Annotated in this window: 1 pseudogene; it reads left to right on the forward strand. The window is 46.5% G+C overall.

The features are described from left to right. A pseudogene (locus tag R8N47_RS23725) lies at nucleotides 1-1,065 on the forward strand (phosphate ABC transporter permease); the annotation flags it as partial.

Raw genomic sequence — 1,065 nt, forward strand, 5'->3', positions numbered from 1 at the left:
TTTTTCTCAATCGGCTCCTGGCCTTGGTTGGTATGGATTAGTCGATGATCAAGGTCTAGCACATATCTTCAAGCCAGAATTCAACGCGACGTTGAGAGAAAATACTCGCCCGCCAGAAGTGGGGGCGCTGTCGACGGATATGAATTTGACGCTCACCGACGCGCAAGATCCTGTGACTCAATTTGTCTTCAGTGCATCAACGCAAACTCCAACTATTGTTTGGCAGACTCGCAGCGGGAAAGTCAAAGCGCGTTGGCAAGAAAAGTCTGCGTTAGGCGTCGCTCCAACCACGATAGATTTTTCCTTTTCTGCGGGCTTTGACGCTCCCCAACAGATGCTCTTAACACCGGATGGTGAAACGCTTTATTTACGTGATGGTTTGGGGTTAATTGTTCTGACCAAAGCTGCTCAAAAGTTTACGGTGCGCGAAGTTATCGATCTTACTCAAGGGGATAAAAAGCATTCTGTAAGAACGATTGATTTGCTTGCGGGCGCATATTCCCTGTTGGTGACGCACAATGATGGTCGCGTTTCGCAATGGTTTGATACTTTGCAAAATGATAAGCGAACCTTAACTCATATTCGTGACTTCAAATTAGCGTCTGAACTTAAATACTTATTGCCGGATTCACACCGCAAAGGATTCTACAGTTTCTACACTAACGGTACGCTTCAGAGTCATTACACGACCAGTGAAAAACTGGTGTTGTTTAAGCGAGCTTATAAACAGGCACCTGCGATGGCGGCAATGTCGAACAATGAACGCTATCTGATTACTTGGAATGATGACTCGTTAAAGGTGGCAGAGGTCGATAACTCTTACCCTGAAGTCTCGCTTTCTTCACTGTGGCAGAAAGTGTGGTACGAAGGCTATCCAGAGCCTGAATTTGTATGGCAATCTACATCGGCCAGTGACAACTTTGAAGCCAAATTTAGCTTGGTGCCGATTGCGTTCGGCACGATAAAAGCGGCTATGTTTGCGATGCTGTTTTCAGTGCCTTTGGCGGTGCTAGGCGCTATTTATACGGCGTATTTTATGTCGCCACGCATGCGTCGAGTGGTTAA

The sequence above is a fragment of the Vibrio sp. 2132-1 genome (assembly GCF_033344315.1).